This window comes from Delftia sp. SD018, from assembly GCF_017355445.1.
GTDB lineage: Bacteria > Pseudomonadota > Gammaproteobacteria > Burkholderiales > Burkholderiaceae_C > Comamonas > Comamonas acidovorans.
In genome coordinates this window covers 1-14,375 of the sequence record NZ_JADDRN010000021.1, presented here as the reverse complement: position 1 = coordinate 14,375, position 14,375 = coordinate 1, and the positions used below count along the sequence as shown (strand labels likewise).

At 65.0% G+C, this 14,375-nt stretch carries 16 protein-coding genes; 13 read left to right on the top strand and 3 right to left on the bottom strand.

From position 1 onward, the window contains the following. The first annotated feature begins 1 nt into the window (after position 1). From fliM to fliR, 6 genes are read left to right on the top strand one after another with little or no spacing between them, the layout of a single operon-like run. Complete coding sequence (gene fliM / locus INR38_RS19900) at positions 2-1,006, top strand: flagellar motor switch protein FliM (RefSeq protein ID WP_012202577.1); 1,005 nt, start codon at positions 2-4, stop codon at positions 1,004-1,006. Continuing rightward, positions 996-1,427: a flagellar motor switch protein FliN gene (fliN, locus tag INR38_RS19895; RefSeq protein WP_013800372.1), complete on the top strand. Its 432-nt coding sequence runs from the start codon at positions 996-998 to the stop codon at positions 1,425-1,427. Before fliM ends, fliN begins: the two co-directional genes overlap by 11 nt. Positions 1,428-1,437: 10 nt before the next feature. Then, entirely contained in the window at positions 1,438-1,773 is a 336-nt protein-coding gene (locus INR38_RS19890; RefSeq protein WP_012202579.1) for a flagellar biosynthetic protein FliO, read from the top strand. Continuing rightward, positions 1,766-2,551, top strand: coding sequence for a flagellar type III secretion system pore protein FliP (gene fliP / locus INR38_RS19885; protein ID WP_012202580.1), 786 nt, complete (start codon positions 1,766-1,768; stop codon positions 2,549-2,551). The genes INR38_RS19890 and fliP overlap by 8 nt, the downstream gene beginning before the upstream one ends. 26 nt (positions 2,552-2,577) lie before the next feature. After that, positions 2,578-2,847, top strand: coding sequence for a flagellar biosynthesis protein FliQ (gene fliQ, locus INR38_RS19880; protein ID WP_012202581.1), 270 nt, complete (start codon positions 2,578-2,580; stop codon positions 2,845-2,847). 29 nt (positions 2,848-2,876) lie between these two features. Then, positions 2,877-3,647, top strand: coding sequence for a flagellar biosynthetic protein FliR (fliR, locus tag INR38_RS19875; RefSeq protein ID WP_012202582.1), 771 nt, complete (start codon positions 2,877-2,879; stop codon positions 3,645-3,647). Positions 3,648-3,695: 48 nt separating this feature from the next. Here the strand turns inward: fliR and INR38_RS19870 are convergent, their stop codons facing one another. Together INR38_RS19870 and INR38_RS19865 are read right to left on the bottom strand one after the other, a co-directional pair. After that, positions 3,696-4,325, bottom strand: a complete 630-nt coding sequence (locus INR38_RS19870; RefSeq protein WP_012202583.1) for a response regulator transcription factor — start codon at positions 4,323-4,325, stop codon at positions 3,696-3,698. Positions 4,326-4,364: 39 nt separating this feature from the next. Continuing rightward, positions 4,365-5,513: a response regulator gene (locus tag INR38_RS19865; protein WP_207443550.1), complete on the bottom strand. Its 1,149-nt coding sequence runs from the start codon at positions 5,511-5,513 to the stop codon at positions 4,365-4,367. A gap of 119 nt (positions 5,514-5,632) precedes the next feature. On the opposite strand from INR38_RS19865, the gene INR38_RS19860 reads away from it, so the two are divergent. The 7 genes from INR38_RS19860 to INR38_RS19830 all read left to right on the top strand — a co-directional run bounded on the left by INR38_RS19860 (position 5,633) and on the right by INR38_RS19830 (position 12,173). Further along, positions 5,633-6,079, top strand: a complete 447-nt coding sequence (locus INR38_RS19860) for a hypothetical protein (RefSeq protein ID WP_012202585.1) — start codon at positions 5,633-5,635, stop codon at positions 6,077-6,079. 52 nt (positions 6,080-6,131) lie between these two features. Continuing rightward, a complete protein-coding gene (locus INR38_RS19855; RefSeq protein WP_012202586.1) occupies positions 6,132-6,494 on the top strand; it encodes a response regulator in 363 nt (120 codons plus the stop codon). A 39-nt stretch (positions 6,495-6,533) separates the two neighbouring features. After that, complete coding sequence (locus tag INR38_RS19850) at positions 6,534-8,732, top strand: chemotaxis protein CheW (protein ID WP_202759432.1); 2,199 nt, start codon at positions 6,534-6,536, stop codon at positions 8,730-8,732. Positions 8,733-8,847: 115 nt separating this feature from the next. After that, positions 8,848-9,336, top strand: coding sequence for a chemotaxis protein CheW (locus INR38_RS19845; RefSeq protein WP_012202588.1), 489 nt, complete (start codon positions 8,848-8,850; stop codon positions 9,334-9,336). A 26-nt stretch (positions 9,337-9,362) separates the two neighbouring features. Next, complete coding sequence (locus INR38_RS19840; protein ID WP_013800375.1) at positions 9,363-10,253, top strand: CheR family methyltransferase; 891 nt, start codon at positions 9,363-9,365, stop codon at positions 10,251-10,253. A 33-nt stretch (positions 10,254-10,286) separates the two neighbouring features. Continuing rightward, positions 10,287-11,024, top strand: a complete 738-nt coding sequence (gene cheD / locus INR38_RS19835; RefSeq protein WP_012202590.1) for a chemoreceptor glutamine deamidase CheD — start codon at positions 10,287-10,289, stop codon at positions 11,022-11,024. Between the two features lie 15 nt (positions 11,025-11,039). Then, positions 11,040-12,173: a chemotaxis response regulator protein-glutamate methylesterase gene (locus INR38_RS19830; RefSeq protein WP_013800377.1), complete on the top strand. Its 1,134-nt coding sequence runs from the start codon at positions 11,040-11,042 to the stop codon at positions 12,171-12,173. Between the two features lie 80 nt (positions 12,174-12,253). Here the strand turns inward: INR38_RS19830 and INR38_RS19825 are convergent, their stop codons facing one another. Beyond that, positions 12,254-14,131: an ATP-binding cassette domain-containing protein gene (locus tag INR38_RS19825; protein WP_043822552.1), complete on the bottom strand. Its 1,878-nt coding sequence runs from the start codon at positions 14,129-14,131 to the stop codon at positions 12,254-12,256. Between the last annotated feature and the right edge of the window lie 244 nt (positions 14,132-14,375).

Genomic DNA, 14,375 nt, shown 5'->3' with positions numbered 1-14,375 from the left:
CATGAGCGATTCGTTTCTCTCCCAGGAAGAAGTCGATGCCCTTTTGGAGGGTGTGACCGGCGAGAGCCAGAAATCCACGACCGAGGAGGTCGAGGCGGGCATCATCCGCCAGTACGACATCTCCAGCCAGGAGCGCATCGTGCGCGGGCGCATGCCGACGATGGAAATCGTCAACGAGCGCTTTGCCCGCAACTTCCGCATCGGCCTGTTCAACTTCATCCGCCGCAGCCCCGAAGTGTCTGTGGGCACGGTGTCGGTGCAGCGCTACAGCGCCTTCCTGCGCGAGCTGGTGGTGCCCACCAACTTCAACATCGTCGCCATCCGTCCGCTGCGCGGCAGCGGCCTGGTGGTCTGCGACCCTTCGCTGGTGTTCGGTGTCATCGATACGTTGTACGGCGGCACGGGCCGGCTGCAGACGCGTATCGAAGGACGTGACTTCTCGCACACCGAGCAGCGCGTGATCAACCGCCTGGTCAACGTGATCTGCGAGGAATACAAGAAGGCCTGGCACGGCATCTATCCGCTGGAGCTGGGCTACCAGCGTTCGGAGATGCAGCCGCAGTTCGCCAACATCGCCACGCCCAGCGAAATCGTCGTGTCCACGGCCTTTCAGCTGGAGATCGGCGACATCTCGGGCTCCATCCACATCTGCATGCCCTATGCAACGCTGGAGCCCATCCGTGATGTGCTGTATTCCTCGACACAGGGCGACTCCATCGAAGTGGACCGCCGCTGGGTCAAGGTGCTCAAGCGCGAGATCCAGGCCGCCGAGGTGACCCTGGTGGCCGAACTGGCACGTGCCGACGCCACGGTGGAGCAGCTGCTGGCCATGCGCCCCGGCGATTTCATCGAACTCGACCGCGAGCCGCTGATCCGCGCCTCCATTGGCGGCGTTCCGATTTTCGAGTGCCAGTACGGCACTCACAACGACAAGTACGCAATCCGCGTCGAGAACTGCCTGCGTGGCGCCGACGCTGGCTGGATGGGAGAAAACAATGGCAACTGAAGATACGCAAAAGCCCGCTGGCGATGATCCGTTCTCGGGCTGGGCAGAGGCATTGGACGAGCAGCGCGAGCGCGACGCCAAGCTGGAAGAGGAGCAGGGCGGCCCGCTGACGGGCGAGCCCGTGCGTCCCTACGCCGGTGGCGGCGATGTGCCGGTCAACGACATCAACATGGTGCTGGACATTCCGGTGCAGCTGTCGGTGGAGCTGGGCCGCACCAAGGTGCCGATCAAGTACATCCTGCAACTGGCCCAGGGCTCGGTGGTCGAACTCGACGCACTGGCCGGCGAGCCCATGGACGTGCTGGTCAATGGCTACCTGATCGCCCAGGGCGAGGTGGTGGTGGTCAACGACAAGTTCGGTATCCGCCTGACCGACGTGGTCACGCCGTCCGAGCGCCTGCGCCGGGTCAGCCGTGGCTGAGAGCGCCGGCATGGGCCCGCTGTGGCCGACCCTGCTCACGGTGGTGGCCCTGGTCACGGCCATGGCCGCTCTGCCCTGGCTGCTGCGCCGCTTCCAGCAGCGCACGGCTGCGCTGCGCGGTGCCGCCGGCCTGCAGTCGCGGGTGCTGGGCGCCGTGGGCGTGGGCCCGCAGCAGCGGGTGGTGACGGTGGAAGTGGGCGAGGGCGCGCAGACCGTGCGTCTGGTGCTGGGCGTCACGGCGCAAAGCATCCAGTGCCTGCATGTGCTGCAGGCTCCGGCCCCTGCTGATTTTTCGGCTGCGATGGCGCAAGCGCGCAGCCTGCCTGCGGACGGTGCGAATGTCTGAATATTCCTGCAAGCGCCCGGCGCGCACGCTGAGCCAGGCCGCTGGCGCCGCAGCGCTGGCGCTGTGCTGCGCCACGCCCCTGGCTTCCTGGGCACAGGGCGCGCCCGCCAGCCTTCCGCTGGTCATCGGCCAGGGCAGTGGTGGCACCAGCTTTTCGGTGCCCATCCAGACCCTGCTGTTCTTCACGGCGCTGTCCTTCCTGCCGGCCATCCTCTTGATGATGACGGGCTTCACCCGCATCGTCATCGTGCTGTCGCTGATGCGCCAGGCGCTGGGCACGCAGTCGGCGCCGCCCAACCAGGTGATCATCGGCCTGTCGCTGTTCCTGACGCTGTTCGTCATGGGCCCCACCCTGGACCGCGTGTACCAGGAGGCCTACGTGCCCTACACCACGAATGCTGTGACCTTCGAGCAGGCCATTGAGAAGGCCGAGGCGCCCATGCGCGACTTCATGCTCAAGCAGACGCGCCAGTCGGACTTTGCGCTGTTCGCGCGGCTGGCCAAGCTCGATGCAGGCGTCACCAGCGAGACCGCACCGCTGCGCGTGCTGGTGCCCGCCTTCGTGACCAGCGAGCTGAAGACCGCGTTCCAGATCGGCTTCATGATCTTCATTCCCTTCCTGGTCATCGACATGGTCGTGTCCTCGATCCTGATGTCCCTGGGCATGATGATGCTGTCGCCCGTGCTGGTGGCCCTGCCGTTCAAGCTCATGCTCTTCGTGCTGGCCGATGGCTGGAACCTGCTCATAGGCTCGCTGGCGGCCAGCTTCGCCGTCTAGCCCCGCTCTTTTTTGGAAATCCTTCCATGACCTCCCAATACGTGCTCACCTTCGGCCGCGAGGCACTGACCTTGTTGCTCATGATCTCCATGCCCGTGCTGGGCGTGGTGCTGGCCGTGGGCCTGGCCGTCAGCGTCTTCCAGGCGGTGACCCAGGTGCATGAGGCCACGCTGGCCTTCGTGCCCAAGCTCATCTCCGCCGTGCTGGTGTTTGCCATAGCGGGCCCGTGGATGCTGAGCACGCTGGTGGACTTCATCCGCCGCACCATCGAGACCATTCCGCAGGCGGTGGGCTGAGCCCTGCGCCGCGCACTGGAAACGCCACTGTGATCACCTTCAGCGAAGCCCAACTGGTGGCGTGGCTGTCGCCCGTTCTCTGGCCGTTTCTGCGCGTGCTGGCCATGTTCTCCGTGGCCCCCGTGTTCTCGCAGCGCGTCATTCCCATGCGGCTGAAGATCGGCCTGGCCTTTCTGGTCGCGGTGTGCGCGCAGCCCGTGCTGGGCGACCAGCCCGTGATCGGCATCAACTCGCCGCAGGCGCTGGGCACGCTGATTCAACAGGTCGGCGTGGGGCTGGCCGTGGGCTTTGCCGTGCGCCTGGTGTTTGCCGCCGTGGAGGTGGCGGGCGAGGTGGTCGGCCTGCAGATGGGCCTGAACTTCGCCAGCTTCTTCGATCCGACCACGAATGCCCAGCTCAGCGCGGTGGCGCGCTTCATGGTCCAGATTTCCACGCTGCTGTTCATCGTCATCAACGGGCACCTGCTGGTGCTGATGGCCGTGCTCAAGAGTTACGAGGCGTTTCCTGTGGACGGCAGCTTCCTGCAGGCCATCAACCAGATGCGGCTGCACGAGATGGGGGCGGCGGTCTTCGCCAGTGCCTTCTGGATCGCCCTGCCCATGGTCGCCATGCTGCTGTTCGTGAACCTGGTGCTGGGCATCATTTCGCGCGTGGCACCGCAGATGAACATCTATGCCGTGGGTTTTCCGGTCACGCTCACCGTGGGCCTGACGGGATTGATGGCCACGCTGCCGCTGCTCGAGCAGCCCCTGGTCGCCTTGCTGCAGCGCGGCATTGCGGTATTTGGCACTTCAATGTAAGCAGTTGTGAAAAACAACAGATTTACAGGCCTGTCGGCCGCAAAAGCCTCAGATCAGCTGGTTGTGGATGGCGTAGGCCGTGAGTTCGGCATTGCTGCTCATCTGCAGTTTTTCCAGCACGCGCGCCCGGTAGACGCTGACGGTCTTGGGGCTGAGCATCAGCTCGGTGGCGATGTCGGTCAGCCGCTGCCCGGCCGCGATCTTGATCAGGGTCTGCAGCTCGCGCTCGGACAGGCTTTCATGGGGCACCTGGGGGGCGGGCTGGGCCAGGCTGTCGGCCAGCATCTGGGCCACTTCGGACGTCAGGTACTTGCGCCCCGTGGCCACGGTACGCACCGCCTCGATCAGCAGCACCGGGTCGCCTGCCTTGTTGGCGTAGCCCTGCGCGCCCGCCTTCAGGCAGCGCAGCGCGTACTGATCCTCGGGGTACATGGAGACCATGAGCACCTTGATCAGCGGATGGGTTTCGCGCACGCTGGCCAGGGCTTCCAGGCCACTGCGGCCGGGCATGTTGATGTCCAGCAGCAGCACGTCGCAGGTGGCGGTGCGCAGCTGTTCGCGCAGCTCGGCATAGCTGCCTGCTTCGGCGGTGACGCTGATGTCCACTGCCTCGGCCAGGGTGTCACGGATGCCCCGGCGCAGCACCGCATGGTCGTCGCACAGCACCACGTGGATCAAAGTCGGCCTCCTGGAAAAAGGGTCACGCCGCCATGGCGTTCAGCATTCATTGCCCGGGATATTAGGGCAAGTGCCGCCATCGTCCAGCGGAATGGAGACGATGACCGAGGTTCCTCGCCCGGCTTGACTGCTGACATCCAGCCAGCCCTGAACGGTGCGCGCACGCTCGCCCAGACCGCGCAAACCGAAGGATTCGGGCTTGTCGCGCGCGCCTTCGGCCAGGCCCACGCCGTCGTCCGTCACCTCCAGCGTGAGAAAGCCTTCGCGGTCCGAGAGATCGATGTCCACATGGCGTGCCTGGGCATATTTGCCGACGTTGGTCAGCGCCTCCTGGGCCGTGCGGTAGGCCACGACCTGGATGTCGGGCGCGATGTCCATGCTCTCGCGGCTGCTGCGCACCCGGGTGGGCACGCCCGTGCGGCGCTCGAAATTCTCGGCCAGCCACTGCACGGCGGCCACCAGTCCCTGGTCCAGCACGGGCGGGCGCAGGTTCATCATGATGCGCTGGCTTGCACCCAGCGCATGCTCCAGCATTTCCAGCGCGGCCAGCGCATGCTCGCGCAGCCCGCCCTCGGGCGCATTGCGCGCAATCCAGGCCACATCGAACTTCACCGAGGTCAGCGAGCCGCCGATGTCATCGTGGATCTCGCGGGCAATGCTGGCGCGCTCGCGCTCGGTGGAGGTCTGCAGGTGCTCGGTCAGATCGGCCAGGCGACGCTCGGACGCCGCCAGCTCGGCCGCCGCGCGGCGGCGCGCCAGGCGGGCCTCGTGCACTTCCAGCGCATGCGAGACCACATGGGGCAGGCGCGTGATGTGGTCCTTGAGCAGGTAGTCGCTGATGCCCTCGCGCATCACGTCCACGGCGGCCGACTCGCCGATGGCGCCCGACAGCAGCACAAAGGGCGGATGCCCGGGCTGGCGGCGCACCAGCTCCCAGGCGTCCAGCGCCGTGAAGCCGGGCAGGTGGTAGTCGGCCAGGATGAGGTCGAATGCCTGGTTCTGCAGCGCGGCTGCGGCATCATCGAGCAGGTCGACCGCGACAATCTCGCAGACCAGTCCGCCGCGCAGCAGGCTCAGCCGCGCCAGCGCCTGGTCGGCCGCCGAATCCTCGATGTGCAGTATGCGCAAGGGCTTGTGCGGTGGTCTGGCATCCCCGAGGGCGCTATCATGAGATACATTTTGGAACATAAATGCAAGTGGTCGTGTATATCAAGGGATGCGCTGCATTCCTGGGGACGATTGACAAGGGCTGGCCATGCTGCAGAGCATGGCGAACATTGGGCTGAAACGCTGGTGGTGGAGTAACAATGCAGTCAATGCACAAGCCTTCGGGCGAGCCTGCCGTCCCCATGCCCGTCATGGTGGCCGCAGACCTGCAGGATGCCTTGCTGGTGGCGATGCGCGATCTGCAGCGCCTGGAAGGCCTTCTCAATCATGCAACGCAGAACCTGCTGGACCGTTTCGACGAGACCCACGGCCAGCTGGCCGGTGAGGCGCTAGGCGCCTTGCCCGAGCTGGACGCCGCGCGGTCCACGCTTCGGTTGGCGGTGACCGAGTTGCAGTTTCACGACATGTCCTCCCAGTTGATCGCCCATATTACGAAGATTTTGCAAGGCTGCGCGTTCCAGTTGGCCGCAGCCACCATGGGCGTGGACGAGGGGGAGGACGATTCCCTGGGCCTGCCGGCGATACCCGACCGGCCCAATCCCGTCACGCAAAGCGAGATGGATGCTGGCTCGGTCGAGCTGTTCTGACCACTGACCATGCACTCTTCTACCTTTTATTGCCCGTCTGTTGGAGCTATACATGCGATCGATTCTGGCTGTTGATGATTCCCCCTCGATGCGAAAGATGGTGGCGTTCACCCTCGCAGGGGCGGGATTTCGCGTTGTGGAGGCGGTTGACGGCGTGGATGCGCTCGAGAAGGCACAGCTCGAACAAGTCGACCTGGTGCTGGCCGACCAGAACATGCCGCGTCTGGATGGCATCGGTCTGACCCGCAAGCTGCGCGAAGACCCCAAGTTCCAGAACACGCCGATTCTCATTCTCACCACCGAATCCAGCGATCAGATGAAGCAGGCCGGACGCGCCGCGGGCGCCACGGGCTGGCTGGTCAAGCCCTTCGATCCAAACCGTTTGATCGAAGTCATTCAGAAAGTAATGCGTTGAGCCGATAAGTACGGGCAACAGGAAACAGCAGGACCAAAGATGGCGGATCTACACCAGGATGGGGCAGGAGCGGGCGCAGACTTCGACCTGAGCCAGTTCTATCAAATCTTCTTCGAAGAAGCGGCCGAGAACCTCGACCAGATGGAGCAGATGCTGCTGAATCTGGATCTGTCAGCGGCCAATGACGAGGAACTCAACGGCATCTTCCGATGCGCGCACTCGATCAAGGGCGGGGCGGCCACCTTCGGCTTTGCCGACGTGACCGAGCTGACGCACCGCATGGAGTCGCTGCTGGACCGGCTGCGCCGGCACGAGATCACACCGATTCCGGAGATGGTCGATGTGTTGCTGGAGTCGGCTGATGCCAGCCGCAGCCTGCTGGCACGCCACCAGGCCGGCAACGAGGGCGAGGCCCTGTCCACCACGGATCTGGTGGCACGCATCGAGACGCTGGCGGAAGGCCGCAGCGCCGTACCTGCAGCGGCAGCGCCGGCTCCCGCACCGACCCCAGCTCCAGCCCCTGTGGCTGCGCCGGCGCAGGCTCCGGCCCCGGTTGCTGCAGCACCTGTCTCGGGCGGCGCCGTCGGCACGGCACCCAGCAGCGGCGGACGTTCGCTGCATATCCTGATCGGTCCGCTGGAGCGCCTGGAGATGGCCGAGGCCATCAAGGAGCTGTTCCGCGACATTCCCGGTCTGGGACGCATCGAGGACCTGGCCTGCGATCAGCCGCAAAGCCGCCTCTTTGACGTGCAGACCTCGTCCACCGACGACGACCTGCTCGATCTGTTCGCCTTCCACGTGGCCAAGGAGCAGGTCCGCATCACGGCGGCCGGAGCCCCTGCCGAGGCAGCACCCGCAGCGGCGGCGGCGCAAGCCCCGGCCGCTGAAGAGCATGCGCACGACCCCGATGCCGCCCTGGCCTCGGCCGCCATTCCGCCTGCCGATGAGGCCTATGGCTTCTTCAACGGCGCACCCGGCATGCCCCAGGCCGATGGCGCGCTGGCCATCCAGCCGGCCGGCGCCGTGGCCAAGCCCGCCGCCAAGACGGCGGCCCAGACGCAGCAGGCGCAGATGGAGTCCACCAGCATCCGCGTGTCGGTGTCCAAGGTCGACCAGCTCATCAACCTGGTGGGCGAGCTGGTCATCACCCAGGCCATGCTGGCGCAAAACAGCCATGGACTGGACGCATCGGCCTACCAGCAACTGCTGGCAGGCCTGGCCGACCTGGATCGCAATACGCGCGATCTGCAGGAGTCGGTGATGTCCATCCGCATGATTCCCATGTCCACCGTGTTCAGCCGTTTCCCGCGCATGCTGCGCGACCTGGCCGGCAAGCTGGGCAAGAAGATCGACCTGATCACGCTGGGCGAGGCCACGGAGCTGGACAAGGGACTGGTCGAAAAGATCACCGACCCGCTGACCCATCTGGTGCGCAACAGCGTGGACCACGGCATCGAAATGCCCGAGGACCGCCTGGCTGCCGGCAAGTCCGAGCACGGCACGCTGACGCTGGCAGCCTCCCATCAGGGCGGCTCCATCGTCATCGAGGTGCGCGACGACGGGCGCGGCATGAACCGCGAGCGGATTCTGCAGAAGGCCCGCGAGCGCGGCATGGATGTCTCGGACAACATGCCCGATCAGGAGGTCTGGCAACTGATCTTCGCGCCGGGCTTCTCCACGGCCGACGTGGTCACCGACGTGTCCGGGCGCGGCGTGGGCATGGACGTGGTCAAGCGCAATATCGCGGCGCTGGGCGGCTCGGTCGAGATCGAGTCCACCCAGGGCAAGGGCATGCGCGTGGCCGTTCGTCTGCCGCTGACCCTGGCCATCATGGATGGCATGTCGGTCGGCGTCAGCGACGAGGTCTACATCCTGCCGCTGTCCTCGGTGGTCGAGTCCTTCCTGGTCAAGGCCGAAGACGTGAACACCGTGGCCAACGGCACGCAGCTGGTCAAGGTGCGCGACGAGTACATGCCCGTGTTCGCGCTGGAAAAGACCTTCCGCGTGCCGCGCAGCGACACCAGCCAGTCCAGCAACATCATGGTGGTGGTCGAGTCCGACGGCAGCCGCGTGGCCCTGCTGGTCGACGAGCTGCTGGGCCAGCACCAGGTGGTGGTCAAGAACCTTGAATCGAACTACCGCAAGGTGCCCAACGTTTCGGGCGCCACCATCCTGGGCGATGGCACGGTGGCGCTGATTCTGGACACCGGCGCGCTGGTGCGTCGTGCACGCCACTGAACGGGACAGGGATACCTGACCACAATCGACGGCGCCGCAGGCAGTGCCTGCGCGCCGCCAAGAAACCATGGCCTGCGCCACCACGGCGCGGGTCCGACAGTTGAGGAGCTGAGCAATGAGCGTGATCGCTAAGACCGCAGAAGGCGTCGCCACCGGCGCGCGCGAGTACCTGACCTTCCGCCTGGACCAGGAGGAATACGGCATCGACATCCTGAAGGTGCAGGAAATCCGCGGCTACGAGCCGCCGACCCGCATCGCCAATGCGCCGGAATTCATCAAGGGCGTGGTCAATCTGCGCGGCACCATCGTGCCCATCGTGGACATGCGGCTGAAGTTCAACTGCTCCCAGGTGGAATACAACAGCTTCACCGTCGTCATCATCCTGAACCTGCGCAACCGCGTGGTGGGCATCGTGGTGGACTCGGTCAGCGACGTGATGGAACTGGCTCCCGAAGCCGTGCGCCCCGCGCCGGACATCGAAAGCGCCATCGACAGCGGCTGCATTCTGGGCCTGGGTTCCGTGGGCGAGCGCATGCTCATCCTGCTGGACATCGAAAAGCTCATGAACAACGTGGACATGGGCCTGGTCGCCTCGGTCGACTGAGACCCGTTCTTGCACTGAGCGCCCTCATGCGATCCGGCTCATCCAATGCGGCACTGGCCGCACGTCCCGTCGCCGACGACGGGGATGCCAACGGGCCCCTGGCCCAGGGGCGCGAATTCGAATGGTCGTCGCGGGACTTTGCCCGCGTACAGGCGCTGATCTACCAGCGGGCCGGCATCAGCCTGCACGATGGCAAGCACGCCATGGTCTACAGCCGCCTGTCGCGGCGCCTGCGCGAGACGGGCTACGACAGCTTCTCCACCTACCTGGACTGGCTGGAGTCGCAGTCCGACGGCGTGGAGTGGCAGGAGTTCGTGAACGCGCTGACCACCAATCTCACGGCGTTCTTTCGCGAGCAGCACCATTTCGAGATCTTTGCCCAGCATCTGCGCAGCAAGCCGGCCGGCACGGCCTGGAAGGTCTGGTGCAATGCTGCCTCGACCGGGGAAGAGCCTTACTCCATCGTCATGACGGCTCTGGAAGCGCTGGGTGCCACGCCCAGCTTTCAGCTGCAGGCCAGCGACATCGACTCGCGCGTGCTGGACACGGCATCGGCCGGCGTCTACCGCGCCGAAAGCATCAAGGGCATGAGCGCCGAGCGCCTGCACCGCTTTTTCCTGCGGGGCAAGGCCGGCAACGCGGGCCTGGTGCGCGTCAAGCCCGAACTGCGCCGCCTGGTGGAGTTTCTCAACGTCAACCTGATCCGTGACGACTGGCCGTTCCGCGACCCCTTCGACGTGGTCTTCTGCCGCAACGTGATGATCTACTTCGACGCGGCCACGCAGCGCCGCGTGCTGGAGCGCATCCACCGCGTGATGAAGCCCGGTGGCCTGTTGTTCGTCGGGCATGCCGAGAACTTCAGTGAATCGCGCGATCTGTTCACGCTCAAGGGGAAGACCGTCTATGAGCGCCGCTGACGCAGGTCCTGCCGCACGCCAGGGGGTGCTCCCATGATCGGAGACCGCCCTGCCTTCGCACCGCCACCGGCGCCCTCGGAGCGTCGCCGCATGCCGCGCATCAACAGCTATACCGCTGCAGACTATCCGGCACCGGGCGATCCGGTGCCGCGTTCCTCGCTGGAGCAGCTCAAGCGCCAGCAGCGCTACCCTGGCGAGGCTTCGTTCTTCTATTACGACCCGCATTTCCAGCACAACGCCGTCAAGGTGCTGCCCGGCGAATACTTCGTCTCCAACGAGGACGTGATCCTGGTCACCGTGCTGGGCTCTTGCATCTCGGCCTGCATCTGGGACCGCACCATGCGCGTGGGCGGCATGAACCATTTCATGCTGCCCGACGGCGACTCTGCCGATGCATCGGGCCGCTACGGCTCGTACGCCATGGAGTTGCTGATCAACGAAATGCTCAAGCTCGGTGCCCGGCGCGAGTCGCTGCAGGCCAAGATCTTCGGCGGCGGGCAGGTGATGCACAACTTCACCACCATGAACGTGGGCGAACGCAATACCGCCTTCGTCACGCAGTACCTGCAGACCGAACGCATCCCCATCGTCTCGGAGGATGTGCTGGATATCTACCCTCGCAAGGTGGTGTTCTTCCCCGCCAGCGGCAAGGCCATGGTCAAGCGCCTGGCACATGCCCATCCGGAGGAGCTGGTACAGCAGGAATTCACACGGGGCAATGCAGCCGTCGTGGCACGCAATACGGCAGGCGGCTCGGTCGACCTGTTTTGAGGAAGGTTCAAAGGAATGGACAGGAAAATCAGGGTGATCGTGGTGGACGACTCTGCGCTGGTGCGCAGTCTGCTGTCCGAGATCATCAATCGCCAGCACGACATGGAATGCATCGGCTCGGCCAATGACCCACTGATCGCACGCGAAATGATCCGCGAGATGAATCCCGACGTGATCACGCTCGATGTGGAAATGCCGCGCATGGATGGCATCGACTTCCTGGGCCGGCTCATGCGCCTGCGTCCCATGCCGGTGGTCATGATCTCCACGCTGACCGAACGCGGCGCCGAGGTCACCATGCGTGCACTGGAGCTGGGTGCCATCGACTTCGTGGCCAAGCCGCGCGTGGGTGTCTCCAACGGCCTGCAGGAACTGGCCGCGCAGATCGTGGACAAGATCCGCGTTGCTGCCGTGGCCCAGGTACGGCGTCTGCCGGTCGCTCCCCGCAGTGCAGCCTCTGCCGCAGGCAGCGCGGCAGCGCCGGTCGCTTCCTCTGCAGGTTCGGCCGTGCCGCGCCAGGCTGCACCGACGTCGCTGCTGGGGCGGCTTTCCACGGAGAAGCTGGTTGCCATCGGCGCCTCCACGGGCGGCACCGAGGCCATCCGCGAAGTGCTCACCCATCTGCCGGCCGACTGCCCGGCCATCGTCATCACCCAGCACATGCCGCCGGGCTTCACCACCAGCTTCGCGGCCCGGCTCAACAGCCTGTGCCAGATGACCGTGAAGGAAGCGCAGCACGGCGAGCGTCTGCTGCCCGGTCATGCCTATATCGCCCCGGGTGGCAAGCATTTCTCCGTGCAGCGCAGCGGCGCCAACTATGTCGCCGTGGTCGATGACAGCCCGCCGGTGAATCGCCACAAGCCTTCGGTCGAAGTGCTGTTCAAGTCGGTGGCCGCCTGCGCGGGCCGCAACGCCTACGGCATCATGCTCACCGGCATGGGCGCCGATGGTGCGGTCGCCATGCGCGAAATGCGCGATGCAGGCAGCTACAACCTCGTGCAGGACGAGGCCAGCTGCATCGTCTTCGGCATGCCGCGCGAGGCCATCGCCCACGGCGCTGCCGACGAAGTGCTGCCCCTCAACCAGATCGCCGCCGCCTTGCTGGGCAAGCTGCGCATAGGTTCGGACCAGGTGCACCACCGCATCTGAGCGCAACGGCCCGCTCTGGCGGCCTCCATGAAAAAAAAGAGCGCATGGCGCTCTTTTTTTTTGTCAGTTCGACACGGTGCTTACTCGGACAAGGCGCTCCAGCGCTCCAGTGCCTCCATCAGCTGCTCATCGATCTCGCCATCGCGCTGGTGCAACTGAACGGCGCGGGAGTTGTCGTTGGCATACAGCGAGCCGTCGGCCAGGGACTCGCGAATGGATTTCTGCTCCGCCTCCAGAGATGCAATGGTCTCGGGCAACTGATCGAGCTCGCGCTGCTCCTTGTAGCTGAGCTTGCGCTTGGGCTTGCTGTCGCTGCGCACCGCCGTCGGCTTGGCCTCTTCCTTGGCAGGCTTGGGCTGTGCAGCCTCGGCCAGATCCTGGCTGCGGCGCGACTGGTCCAGCCAGTCCTGAACGCCGCCTTCGTATTCGCGCCACTTGCCCGGCCCTTCCCAGGCAATGGTGCTGGTGACCACGTTGTCCAGGAAACTGCGGTCATGGCTGACCAGGAACACCGTGCCGTCGTAGTTCTGCAGCAGGTCTTCCAGCATCTCCAGCGTCTCGATATCGAGGTCGTTGGTCGGCTCGTCCAGAACCAGCACATTCGCGGGGCGGGCAAACAGGCGCGCCAGCAGCAGGCGGTTGCGCTCGCCGCCGGACAGTGAACGCACAGGAGAGTGAGCGCGTGCCGGAGAGAACAGGAAGTCCGACAGATAGCTCTTCACGTGCTTTTTCTGGTTGCCGATCTCTATCCACTCGCTGCCAGGGCTGATGAAGTCCTCCAGCGTGGCATCCATATTGATCTGGTGCCGCATCTGGTCGAAGTAAGCCACCTGCAGATTCGCACCCAGCCGCACGTTGCCGCTGTCAGGCGCCAGTTCGCCCAGAATCATCTTGAGCAGCGTCGTCTTGCCGGCACCGTTGGGCCCGATCAGTCCGACCTTGTCACCGCGCAGGATGGTGGCGCTGAAATGCGAGACGATCTGCTTGTCGCCAAAGGACTTGGCCACATCGGTCAGCTCGGCCACGATCTTGCCCTGGTAGCCATCGCCCCGGCCCGAGGCAATGTCCATCTTCACCCCGCCCAGCACATCACGGCGGGCAGCGCGGTTGGCCCGCAACTGCTCCAATCGGCCAATGCGGCTCTGGCTGCGCGTGCGGCGCGCCTCCACGCCCTTGCGGATCCACACCTCCTCCTGGGCCAGCAGCTTGTCGGCCTTGGCGTTGATCACGGCTTCCTGGGCCAGCTGATCTTCCTTGGTTTGCTGGTACTGAACGAAATTGCCGGGATAGGAGCGCAGCGTTCCACGATCCAGCTCAACGATGCGCGTGGAGACGCGGTCCAGGAAGGAGCGGTCGTGGGTAATGGTCACCACGCTGCCCTTGAAGTTCAGCAGCAGCTCCTCCAGCCACTCGATGGCATCCAGGTCCAGGTGGTTGGTAGGCTCGTCCAGCAGCAGCACGTCAGGACGGGCCACCAGCGCCTGGGAAAGCGCAACGCGCTTCTTCATCCCCCCGGACAACGTGCCCACCAGGGCGTCGGGATCCAGGTGCAGCCGCTGCAGCGTCTCTTCCACGCGCTGCTCCCAATTCCAGGCGTCATAGGCCTCGATCTGGGACTGCAGCGCATCGAGATCCTCGCCCTCGCCACCCGCCAGATAGCGCTCGCGCACGGCGATCACCTCGGCAATGCCGGCGGACGCCGACTCGAAGATCGTCTGCTCGGGCACAAGCACCGGCTCCTGCGCCACATAAGTAATGCGGATACCGGATTGCGTCTGGACCTGGCCGTCATCGGCCTTGGCCAGTCCGCCAAGAATCTTCAACAAAGAGGACTTCCCTGCGCCGTTTCGACCGATCAGGCCCACACGTTCGCCGCTCTCCAGGGAAAACTGGGCGTGGTCGAGAAGCGCCACATGCCCGAACGCCAGTTGGGCGTCTATCAAAGTAATCAATGCCATCGTGCGCGCATTATCTATGCGGGCCCGATTCCTGGTGCAGGCAGCAAGGCCTCCCCGCCCGGAGCCTGCCCGCAGGGCAGGCTCCGGGCCGGTTTCAGAGGGCGGGGCGCTGGCTTCTTCACGGGTCTGCAAGGAAGTTCACGAATTTCACGCCATCGGTAAAAACCCATGCTATAGTTCGATCCCTCGTCGCCACACTGCCTTGCAGACAGCGATGAGTCAGAAAAGTCTTGTAGACAGCACG